Source organism: Fibrella forsythiae, from assembly GCF_017353175.1.
GTDB lineage: Bacteria > Bacteroidota > Bacteroidia > Cytophagales > Spirosomataceae > Fibrella > Fibrella forsythiae.
Window position 1 is genome coordinate 451,649 of the sequence record NZ_JAFMYW010000004.1, and the last position, 22,642, is coordinate 474,290.

The following is a 22,642-nucleotide window of genomic DNA, read 5'->3' on the forward strand; positions in this document are numbered from 1 at the left end:
AAAGCAATAAACCCCGCCAACTGCGGCGGGGTTCTGAAAGTTAGTTAGATTTTGTGTAAAACAGAATCAGCTTTACGCTGGCTTTTCCATCCAGTACCATCCGCCAGACCCGATCGCTCAGGACGGCCTGGGTTTGGTCTACTAAAGCACCCGTTTGCGAATTCTGCGCAATTAACTGGTTACTGGGTGTTAACAAGGCTAATCCGTTGTTGGGGCTTATACCGGCGACCATAGACTGCAGGTAGCCTGCCAACTGAAATGTGTAGCTGTTGGTGCGTGGGTCACGGCCAGCTAGTTGAGGGCTCGAAAAGCTACCCGGCACACGTGATACCGGACCCTGATTTTGCACTGTAAACAATATAGAGGAAACACCTGTGGTTGTTACAGACCGGGTTAGCCTGTTCTGGCCATCTATTTCTGCCATGACCAGGTAGGGCGGCAAAAACAGTTTCCCGTTATCGGGGGCGGTAGGTGTAATGACCAGGTCGGCGCGGTTTATAGCAACTCGGCCTGATTTCAGCAGATTTGTCAGAGACGGAAACTGCAATTTTGTTGTCACGCCGGTGCCTGCCTGTACATAGGTGCGGCCTGTTGTAGTCGTTGGCAGGCTTTGACCAGGCCGAAGGGCAGACAGAGCTGTACCACCCCGACTTGGCGTAATCTGGTTAAACCGTTTACCCGCAAACGGAAGCTCATACGCCCGGGCAAAGGTTTCCCCCTTCACGTGGAAATACGTTATGATCGCCGATTCTGACGGAGTAATACCCAACACGGCTGCCTGAGCAACACTATTGGACGTCAACACAAAATCGCGGTTAATCTTCTGGCGGAAAGCCAGTGGATCGACCAGAGCACCCGTAGTTGATGAAAACAGCAACGCGTTGGTATTGGCCATCGACATAATCGTACTACCAATACTGTTATCGATGGTGACCGGGCTAACATAGCCCGCCGTATCAACTACCGATGGGTTCGGTTTGAACGTACGCTTTGCAATCACTTTACTGACCGCCGGCCCAGGGCTGCTGACATCGTAGTTGATACTCCGCAGGCTATCTGTCAACTGAGAGAGCACAATCTCGTGCGAAACGGTCGTATCACCATACCAGACGCTGTTCACCGGAAAACGCACCTTTGTTGAGTCAACGATGATTCGGTCTGCCGACGTCACGTTTGTAGTGCCCGAGTCATTGACAATTAAGGTTGTTGTAGGCCGTAACTGAATATACGCCTTACTGTCGACCTGACCGAAAACGGGATCCGTATAGTGGCCCACCAACGCAACGCTCTGGTCATTACTCCGCACTGAATCCAGTTGGATGGTCGTACGGGTAATGGTCAGGGTATCGGTATACAGAACATCTACGGGAGTAGACGGAGCAAGACCGATTTCTTTTGGCGCTTCACAGGCAATTGCCGTTAGCAATACAGCGGCAACAAAAGCCAGTTTAACTGGCCAATTGCGTATAGATGTTGAAATAACGCTCGCTAACGTTGGTTTCTGCCTCGTCGAGGTCAAGTTTATGTTCGGCAATTTCATTCAGAATAGTATTCAGACTATCGTGTTCGGTTGTTCCGGCATTGACAACGGCGTCGGCGTAAGCGCAACCGATTTTTATAAATCCGGTGAAATCGCCGGTTTCGAGGTGGCTGAGCATCGCATCATCAATGTCCATCATCTTAGCTTTTTCCACCAAGTCACTGGCATTGAAACGATGTTCAAACGAGTTATTGTACACGGTAAAGACCGACTTGGTGTCTTTAAACATCGGGTCGTTCTTGTAGGTTGTCTTCAGGTACAACGGAATCAGGGCTGTCATCCAGTCGTTACAGTGAACGATATCGGGCGACCATCCTAATTTTTTTACTGTTTCCAGTACGCCTTTGCAGAAGAAAATAGCCCGTTCGTCATTATCATCGTAAAAACGATCTTCTTTATCGTGGAACACATATTTCCGGTGGAAATAGTCTTCGTTATCGATAAAATACACCTGCAACTTGGCGGTGGGAATCGACGCGACTTTGATAATCAACGGCTTTTCTTCATCGCCTACCGAAATGTTGATGCCCGATAACCGGACTACTTCATGAAGCCGATTTTTGCGTTCATTAATAAGCCCAAACCGAGGAACCAGAATTCGGATTTCCATGCCGCGTTCCTGCATATCCTGCGGTAACTTTCGCACGAAATCGGCCACGTCAGAGGTTTTGAGGAAGGGCGTAATTTCACTGGCTACGTACAAAATGCGAAGTTTGCTCATAAATGCAAGAGGGAAATTATTTTGGACGGCTTCACCTTAAAAACCTGCAAAATTAAGCAAAAAAACCCCGTATTTCAATACAATCTGACCCAAAGAATTGCAATTTCCCTTCTTCTCAATTGATAGTCATTTTCCGTAGTTTATGCACCATTTCAGCACTGTTCAGGCACTTCAGCACCATCTCAACTCTGTTCGCCGCCAAGGGGAATCGATTGGCTTCGTTCCAACAATGGGGGCCCTGCATACCGGCCATTTAAACCTCGTAGAACGGGCCAAGTCGGAGTGTGACGTTGTGGTCTGCAGCATCTTCGTTAACCCTACTCAATTCAATAACCCCGACGACCTGGCCCGTTATCCCCGTACGCTTGATGAAGACTCGGCGTTGCTTGAAAGGGTTGGAACAGATGTGATCTTTTCGCCGTCTGTTGCTGAAATGTACCCCGAACCAGCCACGATACGCATCAATTTCGGTGCCCTGGAAACGGTTATGGAAGGTGCATCACGTCCTGGCCATTTCAACGGCGTTGGCCTGGTTGTCAGTAAGTTATTTCATATGGTTGGACCAGACAAAGCGTATTTCGGCCAGAAAGACCTGCAGCAGGTTGCCGTTATCAGGCAACTGGTTCGCGACCTGAACTTCCCGCTCGAACTGGTCCGTTGCGACACCGTTCGTGACGAAGACGGGCTGGCTATGTCGTCGCGCAACCGCCTGTTATCACCCAAAGAACGTACCCAGGCTCCTACCCTATTCGAGGCACTTACGCTGGCCAGAAACCTCCTCCTCGACGGGTACACGCCCGAGCAGGCAAAGGCCTCCGTTCGGGATTATATGGCTCACCGACCAGCCTTTACTCTAGATTACATTGAAGTAGTGAATACCGACACATTACAACCTGCAGCCGAACTACAGCCCCCGGGCCAAACAGCCCTCTGCATTGCCGCCCAGCTTGGCAAAGTACGCCTGATCGATAACGTGGTGTTTTAAGTTAATATGGCTCTGTTGTAATCAACTGTTTTCAGATATGGCGGCGGTTGCCCAGATGGTTGATATGTAGGAGCAGTCCATCGTGGCTGCCCGCTTTCGGGCGTCATAGCGACCGCTGACAGGACGTTGACCTTTACCGAAGGAAAGAACGTCGTGTTTGACGTGCGATTTTTGCGCCTGCTCAGACAGGCGGTCGCTGTTGCGTCCGAAAGCGGGCGGGCACGGTGGCCCGCCCCTACACATCAACCATCTGGGCGGGTTACAAACACTTTCGCCTGGTATCGATAATCGCCTGAATCTTCCAGACGCCATTGAACCGGACGAGGGTAAAGGCATTGGCTCCGCAGTGGACAGTTTTGCCTTTGTAATTAAAGCTGTAGGGGATAAAGGCCGTTGCCAGATCACCATCAATCTGAATCTGGTAGGGCTGAATGATTTCGTTCAGATCGCCCGGCTTGGCTTTACCTACCTGCGAAGCAAAATCACTGATCGACTCGGTACGCACGCTGACAAAACCAGCTGTATTGGTAACCGTTTGCAGCGTAGCGCCCGAGGCAAAAGCGGCTTTGACGGCGCTTGAATCAGCCTTTTTCATGCCTTCGAACAAATCGTCGACGGCCTGCATAATAGCCACGTCTTCCTGTGGCGTGGTTTCCATTGTTTGGGCGAAGCTGGCCAGTGGAAGAAAAAGGAGAAGCAGAAGAGTTTTCATACCGGTAAAACGCCGATTGGGCCGATTAAGCCACTTTTTGCGGATTTAGTTTTTGACTACCAAATCTGCAAAAATTGGCTCAATCGACCCAACCTATAATCTAATTATTCGCCTAAATGTATTGATTAACAATCATTTCGTATAGCTCCTGCTTACCGCTGACCTGCTTTGGTTCGCCATTGGTCATGGCGTATTCACGCAGATCCTCGAGGGTTAGTTTACCGGCTTCGAAGTCAGCACCGGCACCGCTGTCATAGCTGGCGTAACGCTCGGTACGGAGCTGCTTGTATTTCGATTTGCCAAGGATTGCCTCTGCGGCAATAGCCGCGCGGGCAAACGTGTCCATACCACCAATGTGAGCGATGAAAATATCTTCCAGATCGGTTGAGTTGCGGCGCGTTTTGGCATCGAAGTTCACACCGCCTGATTTAATACCACCCGCTTCCAGAATCACCAGCATGGCCTCGGTCAGCTCATACACATCGACGGGGAATTGGTCGGTATCCCAGCCGTTCTGGTAATCACCCCGGTTCGCGTCGATACTGCCGAGCATATTATTGTCGGCGGCAACCTGTAGTTCGTGAGCAAACGTGTGGCTGGCAAGCGTGGCGTGGTTCGTTTCGATGTTCAGCTCAAAATCATCCTGCAAGCCAAAACGGTTCAGGAAACCAACTACGGTGGCGGCATCGAAATCGTACTGATGCTTGGTTGGCTCCATCGGCTTCGGTTCAATATAGAACGAGCCGGTAAAGCCCTGCTTGCGGGCATAATCACGGCTGATTTGCAGAAAACGGCCCAGGTGTTCCTGTTCGCGTTTCATATTCGTGTTCAGCAGCGACATGTAGCCCTCGCGACCACCCCAGAAGGTGTAGCCCCGCCCGCCCAGTTCGATGGTAGCGTCGATGGCGTTTTTTACTTGCCAGGCACCATGCGTCAGCACGTGGAAATCCGGGTTGGTGCTGGCGCCGTTCATGTACCGCTCGTGCGAGAACAGATTGGCCGTACCCCACAGCAACTTTACACCGCTGGCGTCCTGCTTTTGCTTCAGATAATCGACCACCTTACGGAAGTTGGCCTCAAATTCGTGGTTTGAATTACCCTCCGGCGAGACGTCGACATCATGGAAACAATAGTATTCCATGCCAATTTTGGTAATGAACTCAAACGCCGCGTCAGCCTTGTTGAAGGCCGCGCCCAGCGGATCATTACCGGCGCTGGCATCCCAGGGGAAATGCTTCACGCCTGGCCCGAACGGGTCAGCACCGGTACCGCAGAACGTGTGCCAATAGGCCACGGCAAACCGGAACAGATCTTTCATGGGCGTACCCAGAATGGTGCGGTTGGCGTCGTAAAATTTGAATGCCAACGGATTGTCCGATTCGCGACCTTCGTACGCAATGGGTGCTGACACAAACGGAAAGTACGTTTTATCGCCAAGTGTCAAATTGATGTGAGCCATAAAGAATATACTAGTAGGTTGGCGTAGAGTTGCCTGTCTTTCAAACGCAGTTTAGTACAAAATCTCTGTTTTATATCATTGCAACATGATGTACTATTATGACCTGTTTTGCCTTTATAAAGAATACATCCTGCTAGTATTGCACACATAAGACAGTATATGAACGCTGAAGACCTGTTAACACTGCGCCAGCAGATTGAACGATTTACGCCACTAAGTGAAGACGAATGGGCTATGCTGACGCCCCATTTGCAAGTTAAAACGCTTCAGAAACACCAGCTTTTTGCCGAAGAGGGAAAGCTGGCGAATGATGTTGCACTAGTGCTGGAAGGTTCATTCAGGCAGTTTTATACTACTGATGGCGAGGAAAAGACAACGTATTTCTATTTTGAAAACCACCTGATGAGCGCTTACATGAGCTGTCTTACCCAACAACCTTCACGCATGACAATTGAGGCGCTGAGTTTGGCCAGGTACGTTGTCTTTCCGTATACAGTTCTGGTCAAGCTCTTTGAACAGAGCCTCACCTGGCAGAAATTCGGGCGGCTTATCGCCGAGTATATCGCCATCGGCCTGGAAGATCGGATGGTGGGTTTATTAACCCAGAGCCCCGAAGAACGCTATCTGACTCTCCTGAACAGCAATAAGAAAAAGATTCTGGACCGTATTCCGCAGCATTACGTGGCGAATTACCTGGGCATAACACCTGTAAGCCTCAGCCGTATCCGCAACCGGATTATGCACCGCGACGACGCCTGATACAGCTATTACAGAGCGAACATCGATGCTATTCGCTCTGTCATTTGCGGAGATCCCTTCTCGAAAATAACTTGATAATCAGCGGGTAACTACGCCCACAAGCGACCGTTTATTACCTAACTTAGCTAACCGGTTTCTAAACCCCTTCATTAACCTGATGCCCCTCTCTTTTCTACGCTCTACCCTTTTTACGGCTTTAGTAGTTACGGCAGTAGCCTGTAACAAAGCGCCTTCGGGAAACGAGGCCCTCACGTATAATCAATCGCCGGAGACGGGCGTTCGTACAGGCGGGGTCAGGATGATTCCGGTAAAAACGCCGTCAGGTACGTTCAACGTATGGACAAAGCGGGTGGGAAATAATCCACGTATCAAGGTGCTTTTGCTGCACGGTGGCCCCGGCGGCAACCACGTTCTGTTTGAACCGTTCGAGAGCTATTTCCCTGCCGAAGACATCGAGTTCTATTACTACGACCAGCTTGGTTCGCTCAATAGCGATCATCCCTCCGACAGTACGCTCTGGACCACGCCGCGTTTTGTGGAGGAAGTAGAGCAGGTACGTCGGGCCTTGGGGTTGAACAAAGACAATTTCTACCTGCTGGGTCATAGCTGGGGCGGGATTCTGGCGACGGAATATGCCCTCAAGTACCAGCAGAACCTGAAAGGGCTCATCATTAGCAACATGATGAGTAGTTGCCCCGAGTATGGAAAGTACGCCGAAGAGGTGCTGGGCAAACAAATGAACCCAAAGGTATTAGCCGAAATTAAAGCGATTGAAGCCCGGAAAGATTTCCAGAACCCGCGCTACATGGAGTTGCTAACCCCCAATTTCTACGAGCAGCATGTTTGCCGGCTAAAACCCTGGCCCAATGCATTCGACCGGGCATTTCCCGCCATGAATAGCACGGTCTATACGCTGATGCAGGGCCCATCCGAATTCGGCATCTCGGGACGACTGGCCAACTGGGACCGCCGCGCCGACCTGAAGAATATCAACGTACCTACGCTTACCATCGGCGGCATGCACGACACCATGGACCCTAAACACATGGCCTGGATGGCAACGCAATTTCCCCACGGCACCAGCCTGATTTGTCCCGACGGCAGCCATTGTAGCATGTGGGACGATCAGCCGCACTACTTCCCCGGCCTTGTGAAATTCATCAAAGCCGTTGATGCGGGGGAGGAAAAGGTAGCGCTGTAACTATTGCGATTGGCCAGTCAACCAGAGGGTGGTTTTATCTTGTGATTGGCCAATCAACCAAATCGTGAATCTGTATGGGCGGCCATGAAGGGCCGCCCGCTTTCGGGCTCGGTAGCGACCGCTGACAGGACGTTAACCATTACCAAACGAAGCTGTGTGCTTGTGTTATGCATGCTCTACAGGCGGTCGCTACCGCGCACGAAAGCGGGCAACCACGAGGGATTTGCCCATACAAATCCCGATACGGTTGATACCGAATGTTTCGGATGTCAACAAATCAACGATCCGATCATGATAGCGAACGATAACCCTACTTTATCCCGATCACCATTGCCCTCCCCGGCAACGTGCGGTAAGTAACGACGCGGCCTTTCCGGAGGCCGGCTCCGCGTTGCCAATCCTGAATTTCGGCGATGGAGTAGTTACCTGCGGTGCTGGTGAGGCCGTAGAACAGATCGGTTGAGCTACCAACCAGTTCGGGAGCGGCACCCGTTTCGGGTCGGATGAATTCGTTGACAATGTAGATACCACCGGGTTTCAGCGCACGGGCTACCCGATTAGCCACATCGCGGTTCTGTTCGGGCGTGAAATGATGCGCCAGGCTCGACATCAGGACGATGTCGTATTGCGATTCGCCAAAGTCGTCGGTGAGGGCGTTGCCAGGGGTATGTTGTACACGATCGCCCATGCCGAGGCGGGCCAGCAGAGGAGCCGCCTGTTCAATGGCGGCGGGTAAATCAATAATTGTTGATGAAAGGCCGGCGTAACGCTTACACAACGCCACGGAGTGCTGCCCGTGTGAGCCGCCGATGTCGAGCATACGGGCGGCCGATCCGGTCTTGACGGCTTCGGGAACGGGCGTACGTCGCCCAAATTCTTTCGCTTCACTGCCCGAGGCCGCCACCATAGCCTGCTGGTAGTAGTTCCATTGCTGGGCGTCGAGGTGGTCGTGGTAATGAATGCCTTCACCCGTTTGCAGGTACGTACCCAGCTTCTCGAGCCAGGGCCAGACCACCCGGTTATTAAATAGCAACATGCCGTATACCGATTCGGGCTCGTGCCTGAGCGTCCATTTCCGGGCCATCTTTGTCAGCGTGAACGTACCTGAGAGGTACGTAAAGTAGCCCAGCGCAGTAAGGAGGCCCATCAGCTCGCCGGTAGCTTTAGGATTCAGCCTGCATGCCTGCGCAATATCATCGGTGGTATCGTTCCCATCGGCCACAGCATCGAACACGCCTTTGTCGGCCGCTTCAAGCACCGCCTTACTTATCACAGGCATGATCTGGGCGTGCAACAGTGGCACTGGCACCAGGTTGGCCCGTAAGGCAACCCATTCGAGCGGGTTATCGGCAGAGATTTTTAGTTGCATGAGAAACAGTCCTCTGTCTTCTGTCCCCTGTCTTCTGTTGCGCTGCTTAGGCACGATTGCTAATTAGCAGCGCAACAGAAGACAGGGGACAGAAGACAGAGGACTGCTTTTTTACGCTTTCAACCGGTCTTTAAGGTAGCTTAGGGCGCGTTTGTAGGCATCGGCAGAGGCTGTCTTATCGAAAACAGGATTACTCGGGTTCGCGAAACCGTGGCCGGCGTCGTAGCGAACCACCTCTATTTTCTCACCAGCTTTCTTCATGTTTTCTTCAAACATATTCACAACCTGCGGATTGATCGATTTATCCTGATTACCGAAAATACCCAGTACGTCGGTGTCCAGCGCTTTCAGTTTTTCTACATCCTGCTCAGGGAAACCATAATACATCACGCAGCCTTTAGCCTGTTTGCCTTCCAGCATGGCTGATTGCAGCGACAGGCTACCACCAAAGCACCAGCCAACGCTGGCAAACTCGGCTTTCGGACCAGCATAAGCAATGGCACCTTTCATGATCGACGCCAGGCGAGCCTTATCAGCTCCCTGCATCAGTTTGCCTGCTTCGGCAGGCGCAGTAGCCACCTTGCCATCATACATGTCGACGGCCAGTACGTTCACGTTTTTCAAGTCGTTGTAAAACGTTTCGGCCTGCATCTTGATGTTGTCATTCAGACCCCACCATTCCTGATACACCAGCAGCCACTTATCTGATGGCTTTTTCGATTTAAGCAGGAAGCCATTCGCCGTTTTACCGTCGGGCGTACTGAACGTCATCATCTCGCCCGCTTTCGACTCGTAGTGAAAGGGAATCGGGCTGGCGTGCAGGGCCTGGAAAGCCGGATCGCCGGCGAGTTGTTGCATACCAGCCACCCCACAAAGCGGAATAGCTGGTGCCGTTTCGGGCTTGTTGTGTGCCGACCACAGGGTCAGCACAAACGAAATGATGGAAATAAAGGAAAGCTTCATAAATACATCAATTGTGTGTTGGTACATTTAACTAAACCAGAAAAGCCGACTAGTGGTTTTTCTAACGCCGCAGGATTTCGGATCGTTGATCGGTCCGCCGATCAACGATCCGAAATTATCATGCTTGTTTCAACGTAAAAATCGTGATTTCGGGCAGAATACCAACTCGGCCAGGGTAGCCAATGTAGCCATAACCCCGGTTCACATACAGCGTCTGCGGATTTGCAGTGGCCGTATCCTCGCGGTATAAGCCTGCCCACTGACGGTAGAAATACTTTACCGGACTCCATTTATAATCGCCAAACTCAACGCCAAACTGCGCGCCGTGTGTATGCCCACTAAACGTCACGTCGATATCCGGGTAATTGGGGCGTACCTCAGCGTCCCAGTGCGTGGGGTCGTGTGATAGCAGGAGCTTCACAGGATACGCTTCGGCTCCTTTATAGGCTTTTGCCAGATTTCCCGCTTTTAGCGCAGCCGGGCCAAAACCGAGGTTCTGCACACCGATGATGGCCAGTTTATCGCCGCCCTGCGTCAGAATGTGGTTTTCATCCATCAATGGGTTCCAGCCCATTAATTTATGCGCCTTCACCACGTCGAGCACGTTCTGGCGTTGCGCTTCGGCACTGGGCCATTTTACATACGCACCATAATCGTGGTTGCCCAGCGTTGAGAAAACCCCTAGCGGTGCTTTTACTTTATTGAAAATATCGATGTACTCATTCACTTCATCAGCGCGGCTGTTCACCAGATCGCCGGTGAAGAAGACCAGATCGGGCTTTTCGCGAAGCAGCATATCCACCCCGCCTTTCACCGCCGTTTTGTTAAAAAAGCTCCCCGAGTGGATATCCGACAGTTGAGCGATGGTCATACCGTCGAAGTTGCGGGGCAGGTTTTTCAGCGGCAGTGTTACACGTCGAATCCGGTAGTCGTGGGCTCCCGAAATGATGCCGTACGAAAAAGCCACCAACGGAATGGCCCCGGCAGCAACGGCCGTTTTTACCAGAAAATCATGACGCGTAATGGTCGTATCTGCAACGGGTGCTTCAACTCCGGGTACGTTGCTGACCTGGGCCGACGATTTTCCGGCAATCAGCGACCAGACCCACTGGAAGAAGCGAATAATATCATCGATAAACAGAAAAATAACCGTGATGAACTTCGAGAAGTAAGCAATAAAAACTGCGATCGTCAGCATGGTACGGGTTACGCGGCCAATCGAGTCGGCGGGAATTAGTTGCAGGGCAATATACGTACCCAGCGAAAGAGCCGTAAAGCCCCAGTAGCACCAGGCTACCGTACGCTGTGTGGCCTCGGTTGAATGTCGGGCGAAAAACTTAAACGCCTGATAAACATAGACATCGATCAATAAAAAAATCGCGACGACTAAAACGCTTGACAAATTACGGAGCATAGAGAACATATATGGCTAAGTACTGGTGTTGGCAGTGCTTACCCTCTAACGCCTTTTGCACAACTATGGTTACAACCATCTCAGGCTAGTTTACGGACACGACAAGCGGCTGATCGTCAAGTAAGATTATCACCTGGTTACCGGCCATTTGTGCTACCTGCAGCCTACAGGCAGTAGAGCTAGAGATAAACGGGTCAGGTTACTGTATCCTGGTAACGTACCTGACCCGTTTATCGGCTTCAGCCAGCCACGGTCGATCGGCGGCTGTTCCGGAGCGAATTGGGCGCTATCTGTTTCGTACAACTCATTCGAGTGGCAAATCACCACGTTGTAATTCGCTTTGGCCAGTACCGTCTGCGCGCCGGTGAACGCTTTCGGGTACTAATAAGCTCCCCAAGCGATATTGAGCTGGTCGAGGTGCTGACAGGTGTCTCGACCACCCAATGGAGACAGTGCTGATGACGCACCCGAAACGGCCTCGCCCTTCTACGTGCGCGCCTACGTGCAAGGCATGAATGGAGCCGTCCTCCCCGCGCTGATGGAGATCCGCTACTACATAAAGCTCAGATACGTTCAGACGTGTGGCGATCACTCCCGCTTTATGAGCACCCGCACCCGGCTGACGCGGCCTTTGTCGTCGGCGCAGGCGATGGTCAGCGTGCCGGGTGTGGGCGTAAAAAAGAGTGTTTCAGTCGGTTTGGCCGCCCGATACAGCTTCTCGTTCAGGTACCAGTATACCCGCCGTACATCGTTGGCCGCCTGGCAGGTCAGGGCCAGATCGGCCGGTTTTTGGGGGTTAATAAAGTACTCGCTGTTCTGATTCAGGCTCGTAATCAACGGGGCTACGCCAGTACCAAATACACGCTCACAAGCCGGATTGTGGGGTGGAATAGCCGCGTATGGTCGGTTACTGGCGGCGTACCAGGCCACCACCTCCGGTGCCAGGTTCGGGTACAACCGGGCTACCGGCCGCAACAGGCTGTCGCCTCCTGTTGGGCGACAGTGGGCACAATACGATAACGTACCTGCGGCGTTTGTCCAGACCATTGTCTGATGCTGGCACCGGCTGGCCCGCGACACACCCATGATGTAATAATCCACTGCCCTACCCTCGCAGGTACGCTCGGGCGCGTCACCGCTTTCGGGGCAAACCTGCCGAGAGGCCAGTTTCCCACCTGCCGGTGCCCTGAACCAGCCCGTCGGCGTGTTGTAGTCGATGGCGTTGAACACCTGAAACAGCAAGGGCGTAGCCGTATTGGCTCCGCTCAGGTCCGGTACGCCAACGCCCGAGAAATTACCGACCCACACGCCCACCGTATAATGCCGATTGTAGCCAATGCTCCAGGCATCGCGCCGCCCGTACGACGTACCTGTTTTCCAGGCAATGCGGGGCAATCGATAACTGTTATCGAAATTATTGGGCAGGTCGGGGCGGGTAATCTGGGTTAGCGTATTGGTAACGAGAAAAGCGGCTTCGGGAGAAAAAATGGCAGGTGATGTCGATTCATCAGCAGCAGATGGCGATCCTGTTTTCGTGGGTGCGTCAGCAACAAACCTGACCTCGCGAACTTTACCACCGTCAGCGAAGGCGGTGTAGGCCTGCGTCAGTTCTTCCAGCGTAACGCCGCAGCCGCCCAGAATCATGGATAGGCCAAGGTCGTCGGCCTGTTTCTGAACGGTTCGGAACCCGGCTTGCCGCAACGTACCTACGAAGCTGGGGGTCGATACGTCGCGCAGGAGCTTCACGGCGGGGATGTTCAGCGAGTTGGCCAGGGCAAATTCAGCCGTGACAGGACCATTGAAATGCCGGTCGTAGTTGTCGGGCTCATAACCACCAAAATTTGTAGGTACGTCGTTCAGTTTGGCTTTGGGGGTAATCAGTCCCTTATCGAACGCCAGCGCGTAGAGCAGGGGCTTCAACGCACTCCCCGGCGACCGTATCGCCTGCACGCCATCAACCTGCCCCCCATCGAAGGTGTTGGCAAAATCGGCCGATCCTACGTAGGCTTCAACCGCCCCCGTCTGGTTATTAATCACCAGCACCGCCGCGTTATGGATGTTCTGTCCCCGTACCCGATCCACGTATTGGCGAACCAGCCGTTCGGTAGCCGCCTGCACAGCGGGTTGCAGCGTACTGACGATGATGGGCTGGTCGGGCTGCTCCGTTCGAAGGCGCAGGCTCAGTTGCGGCGCCTGGTTGGGCGCGGGTCGGCGGCGGGCATCTAGCGGTTCGTTCAGTGCATCCTGTACCGCTTTTTCGTCAAATGTTCCTGCCTGCTCGAACCGACGAAGCCACGCATTCCGCGCCTGTACAATAGCAGCGTTGTTGTCGCCTAATCGCAGGCTCGACGGGCGGTTGGGAATAATGGCCAGCGTGGTGATCTCGGCCAGGCTGAGCAACTGCGGCGGTTTTCCGAAGAAGATCAACGACGCCGACTTGATGCCCTCTACGTTGCCGCCGTAAGGAATCAGGTTCAGGTAGAGTTGCAGAATTTCGTCTTTGCTCAGATGTGCCTCCAACTGCACCGCCCGCGCCGCTTCGATCAGCTTACTCAGGTACGTTCGCGGGCGCGGTTCGAGCAGGCGAACGACCTGCATGGTGATGGTGGATGCGCCTGAAGTGCGGCGGCCCGACAGCAGGTTCCGGCCTGCCGCCCGCGCCATCGCTACGGGATTCAGGCCGGGATGCCAGTAGAACCAGCGGTCTTCTTTGCGGAGAATAGCCTGCCGCAGCCGGGGCGTAATATCGTCGAGCGTAGCATACATGCGCCACTTATCATTCCGGTTCAGGAACGCGTGGAGCGTAGTTCCGTCGGCAGCGGTCACCAGCGTGGAATAGGCAACACGCGTTGGTGGCGGAAACAGGCGATCCAGCAAAAACAACCCCAGCAACGTACCCAGCAGTAGTTTGGGCCAGCGATGCGTTCGCAGGTAGCCGAGACTACGACGATAATCGGGAAGGCGGGCGCTGACGTTCACGGACAAAAATAGGCATGGGCCGCCAACAGGCATTTAGGGCTTCCTTGCGTCCAGAACGGCCTGTAGCTTCCGGGCAAACTCCTTATCGTTGGGTGGCGCGAAGATATAACTGTGTTCGCCGGGTACGTCGTATACGTGAACGCCTTTCATCGCAAAATCACGCCAGCCGTAGAAGTCATAATCGTCCATATAGAACGTCTGAATCGTGGCCCGGAACAGGTGTACTTCCAGATCAGCGGGAATTAGCTGGAATTGCTCGAGCGCCACGTCATTGATGGCTTCGATCTTGAACGTGGTGTCGAAAATGGCCTCCTGCTGCTGTTCCTGTCCGAATTTCATTTCCCAATAAGCCCGGATAATTCGTCGCAGCAACACATGATCGATCCGTTTGCTGGGTTTCAACCACCAGTAGTGCTTGATCAGCCGGCGATCAATCGATTCCATTTTATAGGAGACACCCTGTCCGCGCAGTTTTTTCAACAGGCTCAACGTATGCACCACTTTGTTGACGAAGAGGTTGAATCCCTGTGCTTTGCGCTGCCACCACGGATTACTGCGCCCCGCGTCGTAGGCGTAGGCATCGAACAGCGCCACCAGGCCAACATCCAGGCCTTTTTCTTTCATCTGACGGGCCATTTCGTAGGCCACAATGCCCCCAAATGAAAAACCACTCAGCGAATATGGTCCGGCTGGATTATGCTTCACGATGGTTTCCACGTAATGCGCGGCCATCTCTTCAATACTATAAAACGGCTCATCGATGCCATTTAACCCCCGTGCCTGTAAGCCATACACGGGCTGATCGGCGTGTAGATTCTGCGCTACGGCATTGAATAGCAACACATTTAGCCCCGCTCCGTGAACGATATACAGTGGTTGGCGCGTACCCGTGGGCTTAATCGGCACCAGCGACTTCCAGGAAACGGGTTTCGTATCTTCGTGTAGCAGCGTGGCCAGTTGCCGAATGGTAGGATACTCGAACAGGGAAGCAAGCGGTAACCGGCGACCGGTTTGTTTTTCCAGCCGGGTCATCACCTGTACGGCAATCATGGAGTGGCCACCCAGTTCGAAGAAATTATCATCTATACCAATGTCTTCTACGCCCAGTACCTCACTCCAAAGGGCGGATAACAGCACTTCTTCAGGCGTTGTAGGCTTATTTGACCGATCGGCCGTTTGCTCTGACACACTGGTTCTATCGGCCGACGGAGCGGGCAACGCTTTTCGGTCAATTTTACCGTTTGGCGTAATAGGGAAGCGCGGCACCACCACAAAATCAGTTGGCACCATGTAGTCGGGAAGCGTTTGAGCCGCCTGTTGCCGCCACTGCCGGAGCTGCTCTTTCGTGATGGTCGGTAACGGCGCGTAGGGCTCATTCACGAAATCGCGCGGGGCGGCATTGGTTAGGGCTATACCATCTGGCATGGGCGGTAATAGCTGGCCATGGCTGATAGGAATGAAAACAGCCTCGACCTGATTATCATGGCCGTTGGACGCCCAGCGCACGTAAGCCTTGAACCCAAGCCGAGCGGCCAGTGACCAGAACGCATCGGGATCAACCCCGCCAGGTACGTTGGTTAGCTGGCTTTTCAGGCCACTAACCAGATCGTCTCCGCTTGCCTGTTGCAACCCGTTCAGCAACGCAAAATCGGGCGCTGTGCGGGCGTTGGGTACGTTGGTAAGCCGCAGAATCTGGGCAGGCTGTTGCTGCAAATGCTGTTCCAGCGTTGCCAGCGAACCAACAGATAGCCAACTCATTGAGTCCGTCACGGTAGCTACAGCCGGTGCTTCGCCGATGTAGAGCCACACGTCGAAATGGTACTTCGTTGTTTCGTTGATCGCATGGCCTTCACGTAGCTGTACATCAACCGCTTTTATCGACGGGAACAGCGCTGGCAGCAGGTAGAAGAACGCAGGATCGGCCATCAGCTCATCATCCATCCGGATTCGGCGATCTACCGTCCGCCGGAAATCGGCCACGCGCTGCTCATCGGCGGTTCGTTGCAACTGGTCGAAGGTGTGGTGCTGGGCCTGCAACTGGCGAATCTGCATATCGCCAATAAATATGCAACCACCGGTAGCCGTAGCCTTCACGGCGCCTTCGATCACGGTCAGGAAATAGCGCAGATCAGGGAAATACTGCGCCACACTGTGAATCAGCACCAGATCGAGCGAGGCCGGGTCAACCATCGAATAATCATCGGCCATGGCAGCCTGGGCACGCACCTGCGTCCACTTATCCGGCTGAGCGGCTAACCGGTGATTCAGGTTGTCGATCGCCGTTTGGGCATAATCGGTCGCAATGTACAGATCAGCGTCGGGAGCCAGTTCAAACAACAGTTGCCCCGCACCAGAGCCTACTTCAAGTACCCGCTTTGCACCCAGTGCCTTCAACCGACGCACCGACTGGCCCAACCACTCGTCGGCCTGTTCACGGATGTTGGTTTGGTTGGAAAGCTGTTCGGCAATGACCACGTCGAGGTCGTCAACGTCGGTTTGCTCGCCATCCTTGTTTCGCATCCCGGCGTCATAGATCGTATCCCAGCGTTGTTGCCAACCGGCACCACCCTGTTCGAACTGGCTCAGATCGGGTACCACATAGGCAACCAGCCGCTGATCGCCGGGGCGGTCTTCGCGGGCCATAACCACCACTTCTTTAACCTGATCAATGGCAGTCAGGGCATGCTCTACCTCACCAAGTTCAATCCGGTAACCCCGGATCTTTACCTGCTGGTCGATACGCCCCATATACACGATATCAGCCGTTTCGGGAGTTCCTCCGTTCAGGTAGCGGCCCATATCACCCGTGCGGTACAACTTCTCCCGTACGTTGGAGAAAGGATTATCGATGAATTTTTCGGCTGTCAGTTCAGGCTGGTTCAGGTACACGCCCGATACCCCTTCGCCCGCAATACAGATTTCGCCAGGTTGGCCGGGCTCAGCCAGTTTGCCGTGCTCGTCTACAATGTAAATCCGCGTGTTGGCAATGGCGTGGCCAATCGTGATCCGCTCATCAGTGGGCAAAATCTGCTTTCCAGTGGCGTAAATGGTCGTTTCTGTTGGCCCGTAATAATTCCATAGTTCGCGGCACGAGGCCATCAGCGTCCGGGCCAGGTCCATGGGCAGGGCTTCGGCGCAGGAGATTACGCGCAGGTTTTTATGCCCGTGCCAGCCCACTTCCAGCAGCACCCGAAACAGCGCGGGGGTAGTCTGAACAAACGTGATCGATTCGTCGCGGAGGAGTTCGGCCATGGCTTCCCCGTTTCGAGCCGTGGCCGGATCGATCAGGAGCAGTTCGGCACCCACTATCAGCGGCGTGTAAATCTCAACCACCGACAAATCGAAGGCGATCGTAGCCAGGGCAATTGTCTTATCGTGTTCGGTCAGGCCCGGTTCGCGTGCTACGCTGAACAGCACGTTGGCTACACTGTGATGCCGGATCAGGGCACCTTTGGGTCGACCGGTAGTACCCGACGTATACAAAATGTAGGCAATATCCTGTCCGGTCGGTTGCTGATCGGGAGCCGCTTTCGGGTATTGATTCAGCGTTGGCCAAAGCGTTTCAACCACAATCTCACGCACATTATCAAGGCCGAACCGCCCTTCATGCGCGGCTGACGTCAACAGAGCAACGCAACCCGAATCGGTTAAAATATAGGCGATCCGGTCGGTTGGGTGCTGCGGGTCAACGGGAATATAGGCTGCTCCGGTTTTCAGGATACCAAACATACCCACCACCATCGGTAATGACCGATCAACAGCCAGACCGACCCGATCACCGGGACGCACGCCCTGAGCCCGTAACGCATGCGCGACCTGATTTGCCTGTTCATCTAACTCACTATAAGTCAGCGATTCTTGCCTGAATCGAATGGCAATTTTATCAGGAAAGCGTTGCGCCGTTTCGCCAAGTAACGTACCCAGTGCTTTCTCGCGGGGGTAAACCAAGGCATTCGGAGCATCGGCCCGTGCAGGTGCTGTGTCGGGCACGATAGACTCTTTTCCTAACCGGCCTAGCGGCTGGTCGGGCTTGTCGACCATCGCCCGGATCAGATCAACGAACGACTGATTGAAACCGGCAATGGTTTCGGGCTTGAACAGGTACGTATTGTACGACCATTCGAGCACCAGCGACTGCTCTGAGCCCGTAGCGTTGAGCGATAGCTCGAAATTTTCGTAGGCCCGCGGGTTGCTGATCAGTTGATGTTGCAGGCCAACGAAATCAACGCCTTCATCAAGCCCCATATCTACGTTGAACACCACCGGAACCAGCGCTACCCGAGACGGATCGCGCGGAATAGCCAGTTTGCGCAAGAGGCTCCCAAACGTAAGTTGCTGATGCTCGTAGGCATCCATCAACTCGTAGCGCCGCTTTTTCAGGTACGTTGTGAATGACTGAGTAGGGTCGCACTGACTGCGCAGGGGCAGCAGCGTGACGCAGTGCCCAACCAAGCCGTACTGATCAACCACCGGTTGTCCGGCTGTAGGTAGCCCCACCACCAGATCGTCCTGATGGGTAAGCTGATGAAGCCATGCTTCGAAAGCCGCCGTTAACGTACCCACGAAACTACTCCCCGACCGCACACCCAATTGTTTCAGGGCTGTCACCAGGGCGAAGTCAACTGAAAAATCGGCCCGCCGACTCGCGTAGGTACGTGGCGTAGGCCGCTGTACATCGGTGGGCAAATCGAGTCTGGGTACGTTGCTCTTAAACTGATTTAACCAATAGGCTTCGCTCTTCTGATAGGCGCTGCTTTTCGCAGCCAGTCGCTGATCTATTGCATACTGGCTAAGTTGCGGAGCAGCGGGCAGCATGGGCGATAATCCCTGCACGTAGGCCGTATACAGTTTCCCAAGGTCCTGAAGCAGAATTCCCGTCGACCAGCCATCGCAGATAATATGATGAGCCGTTAATGTAAAATGCCAGTCCGTTGCCGACAGCCTGATCAGCGTTGCCTTTACCAGCGGACCATTCAGCAGATCAAACAGGTATTGCGCATCCTGCGCTACACACTCAGCTATTGCCCGGGCTTGACCAGCTGCATCCTGATCTGACACATCCAGTTGGACCAGTTCAACAGACAAGCCATCGAATACGCATAATTGCTGCCCATCGGCGCTGGTAGCCGTTCGCAGGGCTTCGTGGCGCAACACCAGGTTATCCCATGCTTCGGTGAAAGCGGCGGTATCGAGCAGGCCAGTCAGCCGTAATGAGATCGATTCATTATAGGAACGACTTGCTTCGTCGCCACCTAATTGGCAGGCCGTCCATATTTCGGCCTGTGGCTCGGTTATAGGAACTACACGCGCTAATTGCGGCCCGGCAAACGGGTCGAAATTAAGGGGGGCAGAGTGGTTCGAAGTAGTTGTTTCACGCATCCGTACTCAGTTCAGGTAGACCAGTTGGTTTGTGCCGGGCTGATTCGGGATTTGGCAAAAACCGGTCGCCTCACCGTTGTGAAGCGGCCCGGCAGTTTTAGTAAGAAACACAAGCAACGTAAATATAGATTAAAAATCCATTAACCCTAAGTTACCGATCAGAGCGTTGTGGATGTAGAGCACGTTTAGGAGCGGGGGCTGAGTCGCCAACTTCGGCCCGACTTGTGTTTTCCAGATAATCACCACCAACCCGATTCAACACGGTTAATATGGGCTGTTGTGTTACTCGTTCAAACAAACCCAGCAATTGTTTTTCTGTTCGGCCCCAGGCAGCGTTGGCATCAATAACCAGCAAAGACAGGGCACTTTGCTTCATCATATACACCGGAATCTGGTGGTTGATCAGGGGCGGCAATTCAAGCAGTATCCGATCATATTGAGTGACGTCGAAATCGGCGTCGTGGTCGAGCAGGTATTCCAGACTCGTAACGTTCATAAAATCAGGGCGGGCCGTGTAGGGCAGGTACGTTACCCCCAGCTTGTCTTCGCGGCGCTCAGTACCGGTTTTACGCGGGTAACAGCAGGCAATTCGCAGATCAGCTTCGGCATATAACCGGATCAGCCCGTTGGAAACCCATGTTTTCCCCTGTTCGGGCCGGACGCTGAACAACGTGATAATGGGGGGGAACGGTTTGTTTGTAACCTGAGCAATCTCAATATTGATCGAATTCAGCAATTGCTCGAACATACTGCGCGAAGCCCGGGTCACCTTCGAATAAGCCATCGGATTTTTCACCGTTGGGAACATGGCCGTAACCGGGCGGCCAATCAGTTCTTCGGCCTGTTCCGGTGATTTAATGCGCTTATCAAGCCAGAACCGGAGAGCAGTCAGTAGAAGGGCAATGAATATGCCAACGCCAATGCTGACGATAACCAGCTGTTTCCGTTTCGAGGCCAGCGGTGCCAGCGGGAAATTTGGCGCATCCAGTATGTCCAGTTTGCCGCCAACCGAAACGTCTTTCTCACGCGTCCGCGACTGATCGACCTGATCCAGCAGATCGGTATATTCTTTCTCGGCCAGGGCCAGGTTCCGGTTCAACTGGCGAATCTGCGACCCCAGCGGGCTGTATTCGTTGGTCTTGGCCTCATATTCCTGAATGCGTTTCTCGTATACTTCCAACTTGGCCGATGATTCTTCGTACTCCAGCGATTTGGCCAGCCGGTCGGCGGCGATTGTTTGCTGGGGCAGCGCGTCAGAGTTGTCGCTAATGGCATCGTATTTCTGCGCACTGGCTTTTAAGTCTTCCGAGGCCTGGTTAACGGCCGCCTGTAATCTGACAATGGCGCTTTTGGGCTGGTTATACGCCCGGGCATTAGCCAATTGGTTTTCGGCCTCGCTCAGTTTGCGCTGTTTGGCATTCAGATCGGCGCTGGCCAACTGCACGCCACTCTGCTGTCCAGTGCGTTTGTTCAGGGCGTCTAATGCCGCTTTGGCACCATTACGGCGCATTTTCTCCTGATTGTATTCGCTGATCAGCGCCTCACGAGACGCGGCTACATTGCGGGCCTCTTCATCATAATCGAGCACCCGATGATTGGTACCAAAGGCGCGCAGGGCAGCATCAGCGGCGTCGAGCCGGTCTTTAGCCTGCTTCAGTTTTTCTTCGTAAAAACCAACTACCGACTTTGTTTCCGACGTCTTGAAATACGTATTGCGCTTGTTCAGGGCTTCAATCGCGTATGTCAAGGTGCGCTGGGCAACAGCCGGGTCATTGGCTTCATACTCCATCATCAGCACATCGTTGGTGTTTTTTCGGGGCGATGCTTTCAGCTTTTCCGTTATGTGCGAAATCGAATAATACGTATCGGAGTTCAGCAGCAAGCTTTTGATGGGATTGGCAGTAGGTAACTTAGCCAGACTATCCAGCGCCATACGCAAATCGGCATTACTCGCCAGGATGGGCAGTTCAGCCCTGACGTTCTCCGGAATTTCCTGCTGAAGCTTTTGAAAACCTTCGGCCCCAAGCACCAGACTATCGGGCTGTTCCAGCTGAAGATGGTCGGCCAGCAGCCCCACACTCACCTGAAGCATGGTTTCTTTTGAGCCGAGGGTTGAGAGCAGGTTATCAAACGCGCTCGTTGAGCGATCCATCGACGACGCCAGTTTATCGGTCAGTAGTGTATAACCCGATGCCAGACCCGTGTACAGCGTAGCTTCCGATTTATAGGTCTTTACCTCATTACGAGTCAGGTAAAAAGCCGTAGCTGCCGTAACAAGCGGAATCAGCACAAACCAGATGGCATGCTGTTTCAGGAGGCGCAGAAAAACGTCGAGCTTCATACGGAATCGTTATATGCGTTTCAGCCGCTGAATGGGTACGCCCATCAGGGCTTCAAAAAAGTGGACATTTTTAAGAAAATCACCTTTCACCTGCTCTGATATGGCCCGGGTTTGCACATACTGCGTTGTGATGCTGGCCATAGCTCCGGCCGTAATACGCCCTTTCTGCAAGTCCAGTTCAGCCAGTCGGTAAGCCGTCAGTGATGCCTGCTCATCAATCAGCCTGATCTTTAACATCTGCTGGGCAGTAATCATATCCTGATAAATGGTAATTAACTGCTGCTTAATCTGCAATTCAAGTACGTCGACCTGCAATTCGGCAGCACGCTGGGTAGCCTGTGCCTGCCGAATTTGGTGTTTCCGGCCAAACAAGTCGTATAACGAAATGCGGGCATCGATACCAACCCGGTAGCCATTGGCAATTTGCCCCAGCGGATTAGTCTGATCGGGTATGCCGGTGGTTACCAACGATTGATTTCCCCACGAATAATTACCGAACCCGTTCAGGTTCTGCATGATCTGCGATTTCGATACACTGGTACCAGCTTCGGCCACATTAACTAATGAACGCTGGTATTTGACGAGTGGCGAGTAGGCCATCGCCACTTTCAGCAACTGATCGAATGGTAGAAGTTGTGTAGCGATGTCCTGATTCACATCCAGATACAGTGTGTCGCCCGGAAGCCCGGCCGACCGGCCAAACGCGACCATTCCCCGGGCACCGGTATTTTGAGCAGTAGCCGACAGCGTGAAAAACAAGCTTATAACTAAACTGAGTAAACGTAATGAACGGGAAAGAACCACGAATCTAATGAACCGA

14 protein-coding genes are annotated in these 22,642 nt (G+C 53.3%); 3 read left to right on the top strand and 11 right to left on the bottom strand.

Annotated features, from left to right (window positions below):
- Positions 1-40 precede the first annotated feature (40 nt).
- Positions 41-1,426, bottom strand: coding sequence for a DUF4270 family protein (locus J2I46_RS16015; RefSeq protein ID WP_207330042.1), 1,386 nt, complete (start codon positions 1,424-1,426; stop codon positions 41-43).
- 22 nt (positions 1,427-1,448) lie between these two features.
- Positions 1,449-2,261 carry a glycogen/starch synthase gene (locus tag J2I46_RS16020; RefSeq protein WP_207330043.1) on the bottom strand — a complete coding sequence of 271 codons (813 nt, stop codon included), beginning with the start codon at positions 2,259-2,261 and terminating at the stop codon, positions 1,449-1,451.
- 142 nt (positions 2,262-2,403) lie between these two features.
- Here J2I46_RS16020 and panC point away from each other — a divergent pair, with 142 nt between their 5' ends.
- On the top strand, positions 2,404-3,246 hold the full coding sequence (gene panC / locus J2I46_RS16025; RefSeq protein WP_207330044.1) for a pantoate--beta-alanine ligase: 843 nt from the start codon (positions 2,404-2,406) through the stop codon (positions 3,244-3,246).
- Between the two features lie 259 nt (positions 3,247-3,505).
- On the opposite strand, the gene J2I46_RS16030 is transcribed toward panC, so the two are convergent.
- On the bottom strand, positions 3,506-3,958 hold the full coding sequence (locus tag J2I46_RS16030; protein WP_207330045.1) for a nuclear transport factor 2 family protein: 453 nt from the start codon (positions 3,956-3,958) through the stop codon (positions 3,506-3,508).
- Positions 3,959-4,070: 112 nt separating this feature from the next.
- The gene (gene xylA / locus J2I46_RS16035) at positions 4,071-5,417 is read right to left on the bottom strand and encodes a xylose isomerase (RefSeq protein ID WP_207330046.1); all 1,347 of its coding nucleotides are present in this window, start codon (positions 5,415-5,417) and stop codon (positions 4,071-4,073) included.
- A gap of 159 nt (positions 5,418-5,576) precedes the next feature.
- Between xylA and J2I46_RS16040 the strand changes: the two genes are divergently transcribed.
- Both J2I46_RS16040 and J2I46_RS16045 read left to right on the top strand, forming a co-directional pair.
- Positions 5,577-6,176, top strand: a complete 600-nt coding sequence (locus J2I46_RS16040) for a Crp/Fnr family transcriptional regulator (RefSeq protein ID WP_207330047.1) — start codon at positions 5,577-5,579, stop codon at positions 6,174-6,176.
- Positions 6,177-6,333: 157 nt separating this feature from the next.
- Positions 6,334-7,377, top strand: coding sequence for a proline iminopeptidase-family hydrolase (locus J2I46_RS16045; RefSeq protein WP_207330048.1), 1,044 nt, complete (start codon positions 6,334-6,336; stop codon positions 7,375-7,377).
- A gap of 310 nt (positions 7,378-7,687) precedes the next feature.
- Here J2I46_RS16045 and J2I46_RS16050 read toward each other — a convergent pair whose 3' ends face one another.
- From J2I46_RS16050 to J2I46_RS16080, 7 genes are all read right to left on the bottom strand, one after another.
- A complete protein-coding gene (locus tag J2I46_RS16050; protein WP_207330049.1) occupies positions 7,688-8,746 on the bottom strand; it encodes a class I SAM-dependent methyltransferase in 1,059 nt (352 codons plus the stop codon).
- Between the two features lie 111 nt (positions 8,747-8,857).
- A complete protein-coding gene (locus tag J2I46_RS16055) occupies positions 8,858-9,709 on the bottom strand; it encodes a dienelactone hydrolase family protein (RefSeq protein WP_207330050.1) in 852 nt (283 codons plus the stop codon).
- Positions 9,710-9,827: 118 nt separating this feature from the next.
- On the bottom strand, positions 9,828-11,123 hold the full coding sequence (locus tag J2I46_RS16060) for a metallophosphoesterase (RefSeq protein ID WP_207330051.1): 1,296 nt from the start codon (positions 11,121-11,123) through the stop codon (positions 9,828-9,830).
- Between the two features lie 588 nt (positions 11,124-11,711).
- Positions 11,712-14,102, bottom strand: coding sequence for a penicillin-binding protein 1C (gene pbpC / locus J2I46_RS16065; RefSeq protein WP_310589044.1), 2,391 nt, complete (start codon positions 14,100-14,102; stop codon positions 11,712-11,714).
- 33 nt (positions 14,103-14,135) lie between these two features.
- Positions 14,136-19,481 (bottom strand): non-ribosomal peptide synthetase, encoded by a 5,346-nt coding sequence (locus tag J2I46_RS16070; protein WP_207330053.1) that lies wholly within the window; start codon positions 19,479-19,481, stop codon positions 14,136-14,138.
- 151 nt (positions 19,482-19,632) lie between these two features.
- Positions 19,633-21,822 (bottom strand): GumC family protein, encoded by a 2,190-nt coding sequence (locus J2I46_RS16075; protein ID WP_207330054.1) that lies wholly within the window; start codon positions 21,820-21,822, stop codon positions 19,633-19,635.
- A gap of 9 nt (positions 21,823-21,831) precedes the next feature.
- A complete protein-coding gene (locus J2I46_RS16080; protein ID WP_229379788.1) occupies positions 21,832-22,581 on the bottom strand; it encodes a TolC family protein in 750 nt (249 codons plus the stop codon).
- Positions 22,582-22,642: the final 61 nt, after the last annotated feature.